Here is a 15,673-nt window from a genome sequence, read left to right on the forward strand (position 1 = left end):
GCAGCGCTGCAATGCACCAAAGCAAAGCACGCTGCTCCCTTCCTGTTTGCCCCGAAATCGCGCGTGGCCACAAACGAGCATGGCAACTCGAACTGGCCCCCGATGACTGTTAACTGTCATTCAAATATTTGATTTATAAAAATATTGTCGCATTTTTCCACTTGCTTGGATCTTGAGCCGCGATGTTGGCACGCTCTTTGCTTTTTATCTTGTATCCAAGTTTGGATTTATGCGGAGCACTATGCACTCACAAATCGCAATGCCCGAACTCCCCGACCATGACACCGCGTGGATCTCCCGTTTCGAGCCACCGGTCGTGGCGCTATCTCCCTCGGATTCCGCGCCCCTGGCCGGCCTGAGTTTCGCTGCCAAGGACAACATTGACGTCGCCGGCGTGGCCACCACGGCAGCGTGCCCGGCATTCGCCTATATCCCGGACCAGCACGCGACGGTAATTGAACGGCTACTCAACGCGGGCGCGACGCTGACGGGAAAGACCAACCTGGACCAGCTTGCCTGCGGGCTCAACGGTACACGCTCACCCTATGGTGTCGTGCAAAACGCATTCAATGCCGCCTATGTCAGTGGCGGATCGAGTTCCGGTTCGGCCCGGGCTGTCGCCATGGGTGAAGTCGATTTCGCACTGGGCACGGACACGGCAGGCTCAGGGCGCGTTCCTGCGGGCCTCAACAACATCGTCGGTCTGAAACCGAGCAAAGGATTGATTTCTGCGCACGGCGTATTCCCGGCCGCGCAGAGCGTGGACTGCGTGTCGATCCTCGCGACAACGGTGGCAACGGCCGTGCGCGTGCTTGAGGTCGCCGCAGGCCATGATATCCAGGATCCGTACTCGCGTGCCCTGTCTCTCGATCGCACACCTTTTCCCGCGGCGTTTCGCTTTGGCGTGCCGAAGGACCCCGAGTTCTTTGATGACGATCTTGCGCGCCGCGCCTTCTCCGACGCAGTAGCCGCGCTGCAGGCCCTCGGCGGCCAATCCGTCGAAATTGACTATACACCGCTGGCTGAAGCCGCCGCATTGCTCTATGACAGTGCCCTGGTAGCCGAGCGCTATGCCGCCGTGCGTGGCTTCTTCGACCGATCGCCGGAAGCCGTCATCGAGCCGGTTCGCTCCATCCTCGCAACTGGCAGCCGCTATGGCGCTGCCGACGTTTACGATGCCCAACACAAGCTGCAATCGCTGGCCCAGTGCGCGAGCGTCATGTGGGCAGCGATCGACCTGCTGATTGTCCCCACAACTCCCACGCACTGCACGATCGAAGCGATGCAGGCCGATCCGGTGGTTCGTAACCGCGAACTGGGCTACTACACCAACTTCGTCAACCTGCTCGACTATGCCGCACTGTCAGTGCCTGCGAGCATGCGGCCGGACGGCCTGCCTTTCGGCATCACGCTGATCGGCAAGGCTGGTAGCGACTGGCAGCTTGCCGATCTGGGCCAACGTTTTCACCACGCCACTGGCCTGCCCCAGGGCGCGACAAGCCGTCCACTGCCGCCCCCCGTACCAATCACGGCGCTCACGCCATCGCCCGCGACCCATCTACCTCTGGTCGTGGTGGGCGCGCATTTGTCTGGCATGCCGTTGAACAGCCAGCTGACATCCTGTGGCGCCACGCTCGAAGCTACCACCACTACCGCGCCCACGTATCGGCTCCACGCCCTGGCTGGCACTACCCCGCCTAAGCCCGGTTTACGTCGGGTGAGCATCGGCGAGTCCGGCGAGCCGATCGAGGTCGAGGTGTGGCAGCTACCGCTGGCCGCCGTTGGCGGTTTCCTCGCGCGGGTGCCACCGCCCTTGGCGCTTGGCAGCATAGAACTGGCCGACGGTCGTTGGCTCCATGGCTTTGTCTGCGAGGGCCACGCACTCACGCACGCGCCAGATGTCAGCGCCTATGGCGGCTGGCGCGCTTACATGCGATCGACGACCGACTGACAGACGTCTTTGTTCAAATACCCATCACTATCAGACTAGGAACCAATCATGCCCCATCTGACTCGCCGTCTCGTCCTGAAAGCAGGCGTTGCAGGCGCTGCCACGCTGGCTGCCCCCGCCATCGTCCGTGCGCAAGGCACGCCCAAACTGCGCATCGGCTACTGGCCCGTCGCTTCCGGCCTGCCATTTTTTGCAGCCCTCGATAAGGGATACTTCAAGGATGCCGGTGTTACGGTCGAACCTCTCAAGTTTGCGAGCCCACAACAGGTGATCGAAGCGATCCTCGCCGGTCGCTGCGACGGCAGCGCCAACGGCACGGCCTCGGCAGCGCTCGCGATAGGCGATATCGCCCAACCCGGGCTTCTGAAGATATTCTGCACGAACCCCACCAACGCAAAGTTCGTGCTGGATGAATTCATCGTCGCCAAAGACAGCCCCATCAAGTCTGTGGCCGAACTCAAGGGCAAGCGTGTGGCGTGTGGCCCCGGCGTGCAAAACGTGGTCCTGGCCAAGACGATGCTCGAGCGCGCAGGCGCGGGCAAGATGAACGTCACCGAGTTGCCTATCGGCCAACACGTTGCAGCGCTCGCTGCGGGGCAGATCGACGGTGTCTATTCACTTGAGCCGACCGGCACCATCGGCCGCCTCAACGGCGCCACGCGCACACTGGAGGCGGGCGTTGTCGCCCGCTATATCCTCGGCGACGCAATGGCGCCATGGCATGGCGGCGCCGCAAGTCTGACTGTGGAAGTCCTCGCGAAGCACAAGGATGTGGCAAAGACCTACATGACGGCCTACAAGCGCGGTGTAGATCTGGTTCGCCAGAACCCGGCCGAAGCACGCCCGCACCTCAAGGGGTACACCGCCATCGAAGGCGCACTGACTGCCGAGGTGCCGATGTCGAACTACGTCTTCTTCGAGGAGTTCAAACCGGCCGACGTGGCCTATTTTCAGAAGTTCTATGATCTGTTCGCCGAGAAGGGCATCTTTTCGCGCAAGGTGGACGTCAACACATTGCTCTACAAGGCCTGATCATCATGTCCGAGCGCTCCAACACCGCGCCAGCGCAAAACGCCCCACCAGGACCCGGCACCTCCAGCCAGCCATGGGCACCACCGGCCTCGCGGGACGCAACTCCCCGCTCGTCCATTTTTGAACGTTTCCTTCCCGCCGTCGGCCCACTGGTGCTGTTCTTCATCTGGGATCTCGTGGTGCGTCTCCATCTGGTCAAGCCGATCCTCCTGCCAAGCCCCGCCGACACGGTGACGGCGCTCGTATCGGGGCTCGCCGGTGGTGCGCTGCTCGCGGATTTTGCCGTGACGGTCGCCCGCACGCTTCAGGCGTTTGCCATTGCTGCCGCCATCGGCATGCCGCTTGGCGTGCTGCTAGGAAGCAATGAACGGGCCTATCGGAGTGTCGAGTTCCTGATCGACTTCTTTCGCTCCACCCCCTCGTCGGCGCTGATTCCGCTCTTCCTGCTGATCTTCGGTACCTCCGATATCAACAAGGTGGCCATCGCGGCGTTCGGCGCCTTGCTGATCGTGGTGTTCAACAGCGCCTACGGTGTCATGAATGCGCGCAAGCAACGCGTGATGGCCGCGCGGGTGATGGGTGCCTCACGCTGGCACATCTTCCGCGACGTGCTGGTATGGGAGAGCTTGCAACCGAGCTTTGTCGGTCTGCGCTCCGCCGTATCGATGGCGCTGGTGATCGTCATTGTGGCCGAAATGTTCATTGGTTCGGAGAGCGGCCTGGGCCACGCCATCATCGATGCCCAGCAGGTACTAAACGTCAAGACCATGTACGCAGCCATCCTTGCCGCGGGCGCGCTTGGCTACCTGCTCAACATAGCGTTCCTCATGTTCGAGCGCCGTATTATCCATTGGAGTGGAAGGTAATCATGAGCACCATCCTGTCCCCTGCACGCCATGCGGACGTTCCCGCAACGCCTTTCCGGCCGGGGCCGCCAGGCACGCACATCACCATTCGTGGACTGACCAAGTTTTTCGCGGGCTGGCCTCTGTACGAGAACTTCGACCTCGACATCCCGAAAGGCAAGATCGTCTCGGTGTTCGGTCCGAACGGCTGCGGCAAGAGCACGTTGATCAATATGATCGCGGGCCTGATCCCGGTGGACTTTGGCGAAATCCTGTTTGACGGCAAGTCACTGAAAGACACCCGCATAGGGTACGTCTTCCAGAACTATCGCGAGGCGCTATTTCCTTGGATGCGGACCATCGACAACATTGCCTATCCGCTGCTGCTCGCTGGTCAAAGCAAGGCCGAGGTAGACAGACGGATGGCCGAACTGGTGGCATCGTTTGACGTCAAGTTCGACCTCAACCGGTATCCGTACGAACTCTCGGGCGGCCAGCAACAGACCGCGTCGATCATGCGTGCCCTGGCGCCTCGTCCCGAAGTGCTGTTCCTGGACGAGCCCTTCTCTGCGCTCGACTTTGAGATGACGCTCTTCATCCGCGAAAAGCTCCAGGAAGTCTTTATGCAGACCGGCACCACGATGCTGCTGGTCTCACATGACCTCGAGGAAGCGGTGTATCTGGCCGACAAGATCCTGCTACTTACCAAGCGCCCGACACGGGTGGCGGAGATTCTCGACTACGGTGACGCCCGCCCGCGTACCGTGGAGACGCTCTCGCAGGCGAGTTTTGTCGAGGCCAAGCGCCAGAGTCTCGAGATATTCCAACGCGAGGTCCGTCGCTGACCATCCCCTATCGTGCTTCCCCGCGCTGGGCGCATAATTGTCCCAGCGCGGGCTTCAGTCCCCGCAGGTCAAGGCCTGCGGGGCCCCAATTCAACGAATACGATGCGACATCCCAATGGTTCTGCGCGCCGGCGGCGCACCCCTCAAGGCGATGCCGACGTCCATTCGGCGAACGGGCGCGATCCCGATGAGTCGGTCGGAGGGGGCGCGTACCTCGCGCGCTGATGATGTCTACGCGCTACTCAAGTGCGATATCGCCGATTTCCGACCGGTCCCGGGCGACCGTTTCACCGAAGCCGAAGTCTGCGAGCGGTAGGGCGTTTCACGGACGCCCGTCCGGCAAGCGTTGTTTCGGTTGAAGCAGGAGGGCTTTGTCGAGGTCAATTTCCGGGCGGGCTGAAAGGGGCATCCGGCAACCATGAAATGACGTGTGTCCATCGCGACGTGACCGAGCGAATCCGAATCATCCGGCGGCTAGCCTTCACCAAGGCGCCTCGTGTGGTGGCGACGTACGAAGAGCACGCCGCGATTCTTGACGCCATTCACACCCGCGACGTGGGTCTGGCGCAGGCGAGAATCGAGGCGCATATCAAGCGGAGTCAGGCCCAAGTCAAGCAGATCAAGTTGCATATGCTTCACTCGGCACGAGAGCGATTCGACTCGTTGGCCAGACGCGATCTCGTGTCTAGCCGCTTCCCAGGGCCGTTGAAATGAAAGAAGCCGCCCGAGAGGGCGGCCTCTTGTACTGCGCTGGCGATGCAGGCGCGTCGCGCGGCCTTACGCCTGAGGCATCGGCGCGGTGGAAAAGCGCTCGCGCAGCTCTTCCAGTCCGAGTGATTCGAGCACCGTTTCGAGTCGCTCGGCGGGGCGACGGCGCGGCAGGTTCTTGTACTGCGCGATGATCAGCTCGTTCTTCATCGAGTGCTCCCAGCCCACCAACTCGGTGACGGTGACGTGGTAGCCGTGGGCTTCCAGTTGCAGGCAGCGCAGCACGTTGGTGACCTGACTGCCGAACTCGCGGGTATGCAGGGGATGGCGCCAGATTTCCGTCAGCGGATTGCCTGCCAGCAGCTTGCCTTTGTGCTTGCGCAGCACGCCCGCCACTTCGGCCTGACAGCAAGGCACCAGCACGATATGGCGTGCCTTCTTGGCCAGCGCGAAGCGAATGGCGTCGTCGGTGGCGGTATTGCAGGCGTGCAGGGCCGTGACGACATCGATCGTCTCGGGCAGCGCAGGTGACGTAATCGAGTCCGCGACAGACAGGTTCAGGAACGACATGCCGGGAAAGCCCAACCGTGCGGCCAGCGCTTGAGACGACGTGACCAGTTCTTCGCGTGTTTCGATGCCGAAGATGTGCGAGTTGTCGGCCAGTGCCTTGAAGAACAGATCGTAGAGGATGAAGCCGAGATACGACTTGCCGGCACCATGGTCCGCCAGCGTCACGCGGCCGCTTTCGGTCTTGACTTCCTGCAGCAGGGGCTCAATGAACTGGAACAGGTGATAGACCTGCTTGAGCTTGCGGCGGCTGTCCTGATTCATCTTGCCGTCGCGCGTCAGGATATGCAGTTCCTTGAGCAGTTCGACGGACTGGCCAGGACGGATTTCGTGGGTATTCGACATGTGAGACTAAGTAAGCGGCGGGAGGCAATGTGTCCCGAATACCGGCAGTTTACCGAAAAGGGGCCGGCCCGGCCTGAAACTTGCTGGTAACCCTGTCTGCCTTGCCATTCGATGCGCAAATGGGACGGACGCTTTTTGTGAGGATTTGCCGGGAATTATCTGGCCGTGCCGATTGGGACGCGGGCGTAGCGTTCGATAGCGGAAAGCACGGAGGAGGAGAGGGTGACGTGATCGAGCGTCTCGCCGCGGCCAGCAACGTAGATGCCCTTATCGCACAGGCGCTCGGCCTGAGCCGCGAGCCGGTCGGGCAGGTCGGGGGCGAGGGCAGCCGGATCGATCGCGACGATGAACAGCCCGACACCGGGAGACCGTTCGCCTTGTTGGAACGAGGGGGGTGTCCAGAGACCAATTTGCACCGGTCATGCCTGCCGACAGGACTTCAACCTCGAAGCCAAGTTGGGCAATGCCAGCGTTTGCGTCGACGCGAATGGTCGCAGGCGTCGGAAAGTGGATGTCGGGCTGAACAGCACCGGCAATGCGGCCTGACGTGAAGCCCTCCAGATAATCCGGCAAATGCGCAAATCCCACCGATCGGTGGCCCGAGCGTTCTGCGGCAACGGTGGCATTTGCCAGCGATGTGGCGGTCTGCTCGTTCGCACCGGCAGCCAGAGCCGCTTGCCGAACGAGTGCCTTGGCTTCGTCTATCTCGAGTCGCATGATTTTCAAGGGTGAGGGCGTGGCGAGGGTGACTGCAATAGGCCTCCGCCACGCTCCGCCGGGGCGCGCCATGCCCCCAATTTGCCGGGAAAGCGCATTACGAAATGCTGTTCAGCGCCTTGGAGAGCCGGTTCACTGCGCCTTCGATGTCATGCAGTTTGTCCAGGCCGAACAACCCGATGCGGAAGGTCTTGAAATCGGCGGGCTCATCGACGCGAAGCGGAACGCCGGCCGCGATCTGCAAGCCGACATCGGCGAATTTCTTTCCGGAGCGTATGCCGTCGTCATCGGTGTAGCAGACCACGACGCCGGCCGCCTCGAACCCTTCAGCCGCCAGGCTCTTGAAGCCCTTGCCAGCCAGCAGCGAGCGAACGCGCTGCCCGAGTGCAAGCTGTTCCGCCCGCACTTTGTCGAAGCCGTACGCCTCGGTTTCCTTCATGACGTCGCGCAATGTCGTGAGACTGTCTGTCGGCATCGTGGCGTGGTACGCGAACCCTCCCTTCTCGTAGGCCTCCATGATCTGAAGCCATTGACGGAGATCGCAAGCGAAACTGGTACTCGTCGTGGACTCGATTCTCTCGCGTGCGAGCGAGCTGAGCATGACCATTGCACAGCAGGGTGACGCACTCCATCCTTTTTGCGGTGCGCTAATCAGGACATCGATGCCGCAGGCCTGCATGTCGACCCAGACCGTACCGGAGGCGATGCAATCGAGGACAAACATGCCGCCGACGTCGTGAACCGCGTCGGCCACCGCGCGCAAATAGGTGTCGGGCAACATCATTCCGGAGGCGGTTTCGACATGCGGGGCAAAGACCAGATCCGGCTTGTGTTCCCTGATCGCTGCGACGACCTCTTCGATCGGTGCCGGTGCATAGGCGGCTTGCCTTCCGGGTTCGACCGGACGCGCTTTCAATACGATCGACTCGGACGGAATGCTGCCCATGTCGAAAATCTGCGACCAGCGGAAGCTGAACCAGCCATTACGAATGACCAGACATTTCTTGTTCGTCGCGAACTGCCGGGCAACGGCTTCCATGCCGAAAGTTCCGCTACCTGGAACGATGGCCACTGACTTTGCGCTGTAAACCCTTTTCAGGACATCGGAAATATCGCGCATGACGCCTTGAAAGCGTTGCGACATGTGATTGACGGATCGATCGGTATACACGACCGAATATTCGAGGAGTCCCTCGTGATCGACATCGGGAAGTAGTCCGGGCACATCCGCCTCCGATAATGGAAGAGTGAAATATTTAGAACAGATTCTACTCGGTGGTCAGTTCTGCGATGGATGCAGCGCACCATTGCTGCACGGTGGATCTGCTAACATGCGCTCACCCTGCCGCTCGAGAAAGTCACGTTCGAGTGGGTAGACTGGTTCACCATCGCCGCCTGCATCACCCCATTGGCAGTATCCCGCCGGCCGAGTCAGAAGCCGTTATCACCAGCAGTGCGCTGGAGCGTGCTTCGATGCGTGACTCAAGAAAATCAGTCTCCGGAGAGAGTAGGGCAATGCAGGGACAATTCTTAGAAGAATTCAGCAACCAAGGAGTTTCAAGATGAGCAACATGCTTCGTCGTCGCCGATTGTTCAGTTTAGTGTGTGCCGCTGGACTGACAACGATTATGTGGTCGGGCATTGGGTTCAGTCGGGAGACCGCCGGCGCTGACAGCGTAACCGCGATTGACATTCTTCTTGAGCCGGATGCACCAATGCTCAAAAAGGCGGAAGCGACCAACGCACGTTTGCGCAAGGTTTTTCCGACAGGTTTTGCGCTTGACGAAACACATCGGGCGCATATCACGGTCATTCAGCGTTTCGTCCGCACTGCCGATCTCGACAAAGTGTATGCGGCTGCCAACAAGGTGCTTGCTCAATCCGACGTGAAGGCTATGCGGCTTGAAGCGTTCAAGTATTTTTACATTCCGACTGGGGAGGTCGGTTTGGCCGGCATTCTCGCCAAACCGACGCCGGCGCTGCTTAAACTGCAAGCGAACCTGCTTGCCGCTGTGGCGCCTTACACGGTTGAAACCGGGGATTCGGCGGCGTTCGTCACGACACCCGATGATCCTGTCATTGATCCAGTCTTGATTACGTATGTTTCGACCTTCGCGCCGAACTCGTCCGGTGAGAAGTTCACTCCGCACGTTACGACGGGTGTTGCCCCCAAAGCGGACCTTGACAAGATGTTGGCTGAACCCTTCGACGTGTTTTCGTTCTCGCCCGCCGGCGCGGCTGTCTACCAACTGGGTCAGTTCGGAACGGCTTCCAAGAAGCTGAAACAGCTGACCTTTGCCAAGTAACGAAGGAGCGCCTCGCGCCAATTCGCACAGGCGCACAAGGTAGTCGCCAGACAGATGTTAGCGGTCAAGGAACCGGCGGATGATCTGGCGACGCCGCTGCGCATCGTGGTTATCGAAAGCCATACGAGGGAAAGCCCATATGCCTCGACGGTGCCTTGATCGAGATCTTTCGGACGCTCAGGGCAGCGGCCGGAGATCTGCCGGAATTTGAGTTCATGTTAGGTGTCTATAACGCACAAACTTGGTACCTAATTTGTCTGTTGCGGATGTTAAGTTGTTGTTATTTAAAATATTTTATTGTTGTGCTGCGTTTCTTCCGTTGTGTAAGGAAGGGCAATCAAGTTGTTGCGCGACAAATCAGGTTCTTGCGCAACACCTTGAACGCTACTTGGCGAGTATTCCCGCATGGGGTTGAGCGAGAACGTGGAATAATCTTTGCCCACGCTTGTCAATAACGTACTCTTCCCCGGAAAGACAGTAACTTAGATCGGTGTGCGTTCTTCTTCACCAACCCACTTCGTGCCATGCAAAAATGTGTCCCGCTCGTCAGGGCTAGTTAGCGGAAACTTGGCGATGTGGGTGTGTGCCATAGCATGAATCTCTTCTGCCCATTGCTGTTTCAGCTCGTTCGTTTCAAGGCGATCACCTCGTAATGCCTCGGGGCTAAGTAATGTCTCCATGTTGAATGGGGGAGCGCTGGGAGTAAAAAGTCGCGAATTGAGATTGCCGGACCCGATCTCGACGATGAGTCCTGTGATGCCTTGGTTCAGGACTTTCGTCAAAACGGTGATTTTTTTCTTCGCCGTAAAATCGGCAGATTTTAGCTGCACGTTATATTGCGGCTGAAAGTAGCGAATTAATCCGGCTTCTGCCAGTGAGACGATAGAGCCGCGACCCAAGTGGACGTTGCTCAGTTGACTTAGATGCTGAAGATCCTCTTCATGAGTTGCGCTTGCGTCGACAGTCATATCGCCCCCGTTGCTCGCGAACACATTCCCATGCTCAAATCTATATAGGAGAAGCAGAATTTCATGATCCGGATGAAACGTCTGGGTCTCTGCCAGTATCCGTTGTAGTGTCGAATGGCGCGTGAGCCGGTCGAGTGCCGTTCGTTTCTGAGTTCTGCCAATGCCCTGGCCCACGTAGAGAACGCAGAGATCGCGCGCTTCCATCGGGAACTCCGCATGCGCACCCGCGACAACAATATGCGAGGCTTGGATGATATTTCCTTGTCGCGTTGATATCGCGAGATGTGTGCCTGATAGCGCTACTGATAGATCAGTGAATTCGGCCACGGGTAAGGCGTAATCAAATGGAACATGGGCAGTCACGCCGGTTGGGCTTTGCACGACGAAATGGCCAGACATCACGCTCCCATCGACGGAAAAATCCCATGGATCGATCAGTATCCTTTGCCGTGTGGCGACAACGTATATGTTGCATTGAGCGAGTGCGTGTTGAGCAGACACGTTATCGCGGACAGTGTATAGATCGGCTGGCGTGAGCACCGACGGTTGGCTCGAATACAGATGGACTGCGCCTTCGGTTGTGTATTTTCGTATTGATTTTTTGGTTTCGACGGTCATGGCGATACGTGTGTCTTGTCAACATCGGCGAGCGATCTAACGCCTGTTTACTGACGACGCACCAAAATCGAGAGAGATCTTATGCGCCTGATCGTTGAGTCGCACCGTAGTGGTACTAGCATCGTGCAGTGACATCGAGACGACGTCGAAACGGAATTGTCTGTGGTGCTTAGCCGTCGTGCGCAACGCGTGATACGCCTTGAACAATCATGCCGAGGGTTGGGCTGAAGATTGTAGGTAGGCGACCAGACCCTTGATCAATGTGCGCCGCTGATGAATCCAACGGCCGCAGGGCCAACTGTTGAATCATTAGCATCGCAGTAGCCGTATTGCTACATAGCCTTGATTGGCTTGGTTTCGGTAACGCTCCTAGGATCCACGTATCCCGGAGCTAGATTGGCATTGCTTGCACCGTAGAGCGCAAGCGGATCCCTTAGCCATAACGCATATTCAAGACCTTCAAGACGATGGTCTGGCGAGCAATCTATGGTCCAGCGACGCAGCATGTATCCAGCGTTTGCTGCGCGCACCTTGACTCGGAGAGTCCCGTCAGTCATCCCATAATCCATCATCACGACCTCGTGCCGTGGATGTTTGGGATGAGGAACGAGTTCCAACTCGATAATGCGGTTCCACTGAACGTCCTGATCAGCCCTTTCTTCATTCTTTATTTCACCGTTCTCGATGAGAGCCGGACTCTCCATCCGGGTCAGGACGAAGTCACGAAATGCACTACGTCGGCGATCGTAGGCCCGAACGTGCCAGCGACTGCCATTGTTCACAAGCGCGACAGGAACGATTTCCCGCTCAGTACGTCCGCTTTCTACTGACGTATATGTCATGCGCACGGCTTTTTCGCGATTAATAGCTCGAGTGATGGGGGCGAGAATCGACATCTGAGGCACTGTTAGCGCGATAGGGAACTCACAGCGAACCATGGGCTTCAGTTCTTCGCTAATGCCTTCACCAAATCCGCGGGACAGGGCCGTTAGCACTCGCTGTGGCGAGTGATCGAACAACGGCACAAATTCTTCCGTTGGGCGGTACACCTTGTCCGAATTGTCGAGATCGAGATTGCCGGGTGCTATGCGCCGATATTCGGAGATGTCACGGGTCGCGGCCGCTGGCCCCGTGCCGAAACGGTCCGCAACGTCAGCCCGTCGGAGCTCCCCTAAGAAATAAAGCCTGAAGTCAATATAAGCGAGTCGCTCGCGCTGGGCTTGAGGCAACGCCAGAAGGGCTTCGCCCTGAACAATGGCTGAGGTATTCATGCGCAGATGATACTCGAAATCAAAATGTATTGGATTGAAAATCATTGCAACACATCATCAAAATGATGATGTATACTGATCGAAATTGATCGACGTGCCCTGGGACGGCGACTCAACAAGATATTAGGGGTCTCGGCTACAACGTCGAGGCGACTACTTTGAAAGGAACCGCAATGATCCGCGAACCAGTTACGCTCGTCCCTCAGCGCCGTGCTTCGACACGATCGTCTGCCCGCTTCTTTCATCTGGTGGATGCGATTGCCCGGGCGCACGAACCCACGCCGACGCAGTTGGCCGACCTTGAGCGCTCCTATAACAGCACAGGGGACTTTCTTTCTGAGTGTCCCGAGTTCAACGGTTTGTTGGTTCAGATTCATTCGCACGGTTCGCGTCGTCTAGGCACGATTGTCCGGCCACGAGATGGTTTCGATATTGATCTGATCGCACGCCTTGCTCCGGCCGCGCGATACAAATACGAGGGAGGCAGGGGGGCTGCCCTTCTACTTGACCATCTGCATGGTGCTCTCTCTCGATATGCAAGCGCGCACGGACTGCAGTTACATCGTTGGGAGCGATGTGCCACTCTGGAATACGCGGGGGGAATGTGTGCAGACATTGCGCCGGTGATCGACGCTCCGCTGCTTTCCGGCCCGTATGGGGAAACCCACGGTTTGATCCCCGACCGTGAGTTGAGGGCCTTCAATTCCACGAATCCACGTGGGTACGCGAAACACTTCGATCTTGCTGCTGCAATTTCCCCGAACTTTCGGACTACAGATTTCGCCGTCGAAGCTATGGATTCTGCACGACGAGCGGATGTCGCGCCGTTGCCTGATGCACAGGAGGTTTTCGACAGGTTGCTGTGTCGGCTGGTCCAGCTCCTGAAGCTTCACCGTAACGTCGCTTTCGGAAGTGCGAAGGACCAGGACCTGGCGCCGGCATCGGTATTTCTAACCACTCTGGCTGCCATAGCTTATGCCGTCGAGGCGCCTCTACCGCATGCTAGCCCGCTGGAACTGCTTTTTGACATCGTGGAACGCATGCCTTCGCATTTCGTTCGCCATAAGTTGCCCGATGGGTCTGAGGAGTGGGAATTGCCCAATCCGTCTGCCCCGACTGACAACCTTGCGGAAAGCATGAACGATGCGGCGAGACAAGCTGCATTCTTCGCGTGGCATCGTCGTTTGTTGAGCGATCTCAAACGCATTCTTGATGTGATCGAAGACCACGGCGGGATGGATGTCTTGCTCAAGGCGGTTCAAGTCGCGTTCGGTTCCCGAGGCTTCACGGCTGTTCAGCAAATGGAGACTGGTCGGCAGGAAAGGAGCCGACAGGTCGGACGGACCATATTGCTTGCGGCTCCGGCAGCCGTGCCTATTAGCGTCGCAGCTCGTTCGCACACTTTTTTTGGGGGCTAGCATCATGCGCGCGCATCCGGCTGTTTCGATTCCAACACTGGCGGAAAGAGCCTTAGAGCTTCGCCACCTCCAACTCGAGGGCGCACACCTGACATTCCTATCGGGACGCGGGTTGCACTATAGGTTTCGTTTGATGCCTAGTGAATTCGGTCGGACGTATGAATGTGAGTTGCGCATGAAGCCGGGCGCTATCGCGCCGAAAATCTACGTGCTGAAGCCGGATCTGTCTGCACTGGCTGGCAGTGCACAGATACCCCACATCTATCCCAGTGAGGGGCCAGGTATTCATCTGTGCCTATGGCACCCGAAGAAGCGGGAGTGGTCGCCTCAGATGCGACTTTCTGAAACGTACCTTGCTTGGACGGCGCAATGGTTGTGGTACTTCGAAGATTGGCTTGCGTCAGGCATATGGAGCGGCGGGGGAGACCACCCCACACCACGAAAGCGACGCTGGGCTGTACGAGCTAAGGAGGCACGCATCAATGAATGACGCCCAACGAGCACGTCGGCTGCGCACACATAGCAGCGGCGCATTACAGCCTGAAAGCCATGCTGCTGTTCCCCCGCATCGGATTGATGCCGAGCAAAATAAGCCGGAAAGGATTGAACTGCTGCAGGCACAGCGGCTCTTCTATGCTCGCGCGAAGCGATATCAGAATTCGTTTGCTGTGATTGCTTTCTTGCTGCCGGTAGTCGGCGCGATATTCGGGGCGAGGTTTCCTGGTATTCGCCCCTTCCTTGGGTTTGGGTCCATTTTGGTATTGTTGTTAGAGGTGGGGATTATTGCTCGTAAGCAACGAGATGACTGCCGGCGCGGTGCCAAGGTGCAGGAGCAATTCGACACCGAGGTGCTGATGCTTGATTGGAATCGGCTGGTGGCTGGCGGGAAAGTCGATGCGGAAGACATCCGTGCTATTGCGTCGAAGCCCCTGCAGGATGCAGAGCGAAAACGTCTGTTGAACTGGTATGAACCCGCCATTTCTCGTCTGCCGTTGGCGGTGGGGCGACTGATTTGCCAGCGCACCAATGTCACCTATGACATGCGCGTGCGTAGGATGTACGCAGGCACTCTGCTGGCTTCTGCAATTGTTCTCGTTGTGATCTTGACGTTGGTGGGCCTTTGTCTCGAATTGACCTTGAACGAGTTTATTTCGACTTGGTACTTGCCTGTGCTGCCTTTTGCTGCTTTCGTTCTGCGGGAGCACCGTAAGCAAGGCGATACCGTTGAGACGTTGACAACACTTAAGGGCGAAGTTGATAAGTTGTGGGATAGGGCGCTCAACGGAGCATCATCCGACGAACTCACCGCGGGTTCTCGGGCGCTGCAGGATGCAATTTACAGGCATCGAGCATCTAATCCTCTGGTGTTTGACTGGCTGTACAACCGTCTTAGGGCGCGGAACGAAGACGTTGCTCAACATGCAACGGAAACGCTAGTAGCTGAGGCTCAAAGAAAATTGATGGTCGAGGGGCATCAATGAAACTGCACGACCTCTTCAAAACCTTCCTCGAAGATCATGTGAACTTAAACAGTTCGCGATTGAACTGTAGTGGTCTAATTTCCCCGGACACCAATTTAGGCGAGAATACTCGCCATGAAGAGGTGTCTGATGAGCAAGCAACGTCGTACGTTTTCCCCTGAGTTCAAGCGCAGTGCTGCGTCGCTGGTCCTCGACCAGAGCTATAGCCACGTCGATGCCAGCCGGTCGGTCGGCGTTGCGGAATCGGTTCTGCGTCGCTGGGTTCAACAATTGCATCAGGAACGCCACGGCATCACGCCTCAGAGTCCTGCAATGACGCCAGAGCAGCAGCGCATCCAGGAGCTGGAAGCGCGGGTTGAACGCCTCGAGAGGGAGAAGACCATTTTAAAAAAAGCTACTGCGCTGCTGATGTCGGAAGGGATAGAACGTACGAAATAATCGACCAGTTCGGCGACGGCGTATCGGTAGCAATGTTGTGTGAGTTGTTCGACATACCCCGGTCGTGCTTTTACGCATACAGACATCGTCGGGAACGGGTTGACATGGCGCGAATAGCACTACGCAGCCGCGTGCACGAGTTGTTTGTCGAGAGCCGCAGTTC

Annotated in this window: 12 protein-coding genes and 3 pseudogenes; 9 read left to right on the forward strand and 6 right to left on the reverse strand. The window is 58.0% G+C overall.

Annotation, left to right across the window (positions count from 1 at the left end; translation table 11 throughout):
- Positions 1-241 precede the first annotated feature (241 nt).
- From atzF to C266_RS26550, 5 genes and pseudogenes are all read left to right on the forward strand, one after another.
- On the forward strand, positions 242-1,951 hold the full coding sequence (gene atzF, locus C266_RS03490) for an allophanate hydrolase (RefSeq protein WP_246831132.1): 1,710 nt from the start codon (positions 242-244) through the stop codon (positions 1,949-1,951).
- A gap of 48 nt (positions 1,952-1,999) precedes the next feature.
- On the forward strand, positions 2,000-2,983 hold the full coding sequence (locus C266_RS03495) for an ABC transporter substrate-binding protein (protein WP_010807912.1): 984 nt from the start codon (positions 2,000-2,002) through the stop codon (positions 2,981-2,983).
- 5 nt (positions 2,984-2,988) lie between these two features.
- Positions 2,989-3,849: an ABC transporter permease gene (locus C266_RS03500; RefSeq protein WP_036661252.1), complete on the forward strand. Its 861-nt coding sequence runs from the start codon at positions 2,989-2,991 to the stop codon at positions 3,847-3,849.
- A gap of 2 nt (positions 3,850-3,851) precedes the next feature.
- Positions 3,852-4,673 carry an ABC transporter ATP-binding protein gene (locus C266_RS03505; protein WP_010807914.1) on the forward strand — a complete coding sequence of 274 codons (822 nt, stop codon included), beginning with the start codon at positions 3,852-3,854 and terminating at the stop codon, positions 4,671-4,673.
- Positions 4,674-4,860: 187 nt separating this feature from the next.
- Positions 4,861-5,387 (forward strand): annotated as a pseudogene (locus tag C266_RS26550) (GntR family transcriptional regulator).
- Positions 5,388-5,450: 63 nt separating this feature from the next.
- Here the strand turns inward: C266_RS26550 and C266_RS03515 are convergent.
- The 4 genes and pseudogenes from C266_RS03515 to C266_RS03525 all read right to left on the reverse strand — a co-directional run bounded on the left by C266_RS03515 (position 5,451) and on the right by C266_RS03525 (position 8,235).
- Entirely contained in the window at positions 5,451-6,293 is an 843-nt protein-coding gene (locus C266_RS03515) for an SAM-dependent methyltransferase (RefSeq protein ID WP_010807917.1), read from the reverse strand.
- Between the two features lie 155 nt (positions 6,294-6,448).
- Positions 6,449-6,709, reverse strand: coding sequence for a hypothetical protein (locus tag C266_RS28000; protein WP_010807918.1), 261 nt, complete (start codon positions 6,707-6,709; stop codon positions 6,449-6,451).
- A gap of 97 nt (positions 6,710-6,806) precedes the next feature.
- Positions 6,807-7,082: pseudogene (locus C266_RS28335) on the reverse strand (hypothetical protein); the annotation flags it as partial.
- A 25-nt stretch (positions 7,083-7,107) separates the two neighbouring features.
- Positions 7,108-8,235, reverse strand: a complete 1,128-nt coding sequence (locus C266_RS03525) for an aminotransferase class V-fold PLP-dependent enzyme (RefSeq protein WP_010807919.1) — start codon at positions 8,233-8,235, stop codon at positions 7,108-7,110.
- A gap of 337 nt (positions 8,236-8,572) precedes the next feature.
- Between C266_RS03525 and C266_RS03530 the strand changes: the two genes are divergently transcribed.
- The gene (locus tag C266_RS03530) at positions 8,573-9,316 is read left to right on the forward strand and encodes a 2'-5' RNA ligase family protein (protein ID WP_010807920.1); all 744 of its coding nucleotides are present in this window, start codon (positions 8,573-8,575) and stop codon (positions 9,314-9,316) included.
- Positions 9,317-9,798: 482 nt separating this feature from the next.
- Here the strand turns inward: C266_RS03530 and C266_RS27235 are convergent, their stop codons facing one another.
- Together C266_RS27235 and C266_RS03540 are read right to left on the reverse strand one after the other, a co-directional pair.
- Positions 9,799-10,902 carry a hypothetical protein gene (locus C266_RS27235; RefSeq protein ID WP_036661255.1) on the reverse strand — a complete coding sequence of 368 codons (1,104 nt, stop codon included), beginning with the start codon at positions 10,900-10,902 and terminating at the stop codon, positions 9,799-9,801.
- Positions 10,903-11,234: 332 nt separating this feature from the next.
- Positions 11,235-12,173, reverse strand: coding sequence for a WYL domain-containing protein (locus C266_RS03540; protein ID WP_036661257.1), 939 nt, complete (start codon positions 12,171-12,173; stop codon positions 11,235-11,237).
- 158 nt (positions 12,174-12,331) lie between these two features.
- On the opposite strand from C266_RS03540, the gene C266_RS03545 reads away from it, so the two are divergent.
- The 3 genes and pseudogenes from C266_RS03545 to C266_RS28005 form a co-directional block, all read left to right on the forward strand.
- Entirely contained in the window at positions 12,332-13,591 is a 1,260-nt protein-coding gene (locus C266_RS03545) for a nucleotidyltransferase (protein WP_246831133.1), read from the forward strand.
- 482 nt (positions 13,592-14,073) lie between these two features.
- Positions 14,074-15,072: an S-4TM family putative pore-forming effector gene (locus tag C266_RS03550; protein WP_010807924.1), complete on the forward strand. Its 999-nt coding sequence runs from the start codon at positions 14,074-14,076 to the stop codon at positions 15,070-15,072.
- A 129-nt stretch (positions 15,073-15,201) separates the two neighbouring features.
- Positions 15,202-15,673 (forward strand): annotated as a pseudogene (locus C266_RS28005) (transposase); the annotation flags it as partial.

This window comes from Pandoraea sp. SD6-2 (genome assembly GCF_000389825.1).
GTDB classification, from domain to species: domain Bacteria; phylum Pseudomonadota; class Gammaproteobacteria; order Burkholderiales; family Burkholderiaceae; genus Pandoraea; species Pandoraea communis.